Annotated in this window: 1 protein-coding gene; it reads left to right on the forward strand. The window is 81.8% G+C overall.

From position 1 onward, the window contains the following. Positions 1-870 (forward strand): hypothetical protein (locus tag GV126_RS32635; protein ID WP_159674604.1); only part of this gene is annotated, 870 nt, incomplete at both ends.

Here is an 870-nt window from a genome sequence, read left to right on the forward strand (position 1 = left end):
GAGCCCGGCCGTCCGCCCGCGCGGTCGTCCTCGGGCTGCTGCCCGGCGTCCTGTGCGCGGCGGCGGTGGCCGGGCTCCGCCTCACCGAGGGCCGCACGCGCCTGCTGGTCGCCGCCGCCGGGACCCTCGCCGTCGCCCTGGCCGTGCGCGCCCTGCTGCGCCACTCCGCGCCGAGCGCGCCCGGGCAGCCGCACGCCGGGCCGCGCACGCCGGGCATCCGCGCCTGGACCTGCTGGCTCCTCGCCTACGCAGCCCTCGGCGACGGCCTGCTCGGCGTCGCCGTCCACGGCGGCCCCGACGGGCCGCCCGACGGCACCGCGTCCGGCGCCTGGCCCCTGGCCGCCGCCCCGGTGCTGGCCCTCGCCCTGGCCTGCGCCCCGGCCGCCTGGCTGACCCGCCGGTTCACCGCGCGCGCCCGGCACCGGCTGACGGCCAGCCGCGGCCTGGAGGAGTTCGGGGCGTCCGTACGGCCGCTGCTCCTCGGTGTGCTCGGCGCCTTCCTAGGCGCGCTGGCCGCCCTGCTCGCCGTGTGCGGCGCGGTGCTGCACGAACCCGCCGCCCACGCCCAGGCCCTCACCCTGGGAGCCCTGCTGCTGCTCGCCCGGCTGCTGACCACGCACGGGTCCACCCGGGCCCCGGCCGCCGCCCTCGGCGCCGCGGCCTGGGCCGAGGCGATCGCCCAGGCGAGCGTCTTCGCCGCCCGCCTGCCCGGCTGCGACCCGCTCGGCGTCCCGGTGGACGCGCTGGTCGGCACCTGGGGGCCGGGCTGCGTGCCGGCCCTCGCCTGCGGATCGGCCGCCCTGGCCCTCCTGGCGCACGCCACCCGCACCCTGAGCCGGGCCTCGGCCCACGTACCGGCGGAGGAGGGAC

The sequence above is a fragment of the Streptomyces mexicanus genome, assembly GCF_902506575.1.
GTDB classification, from domain to species: Bacteria; Actinomycetota; Actinomycetes; order Streptomycetales; family Streptomycetaceae; genus Streptomyces; species Streptomyces mexicanus.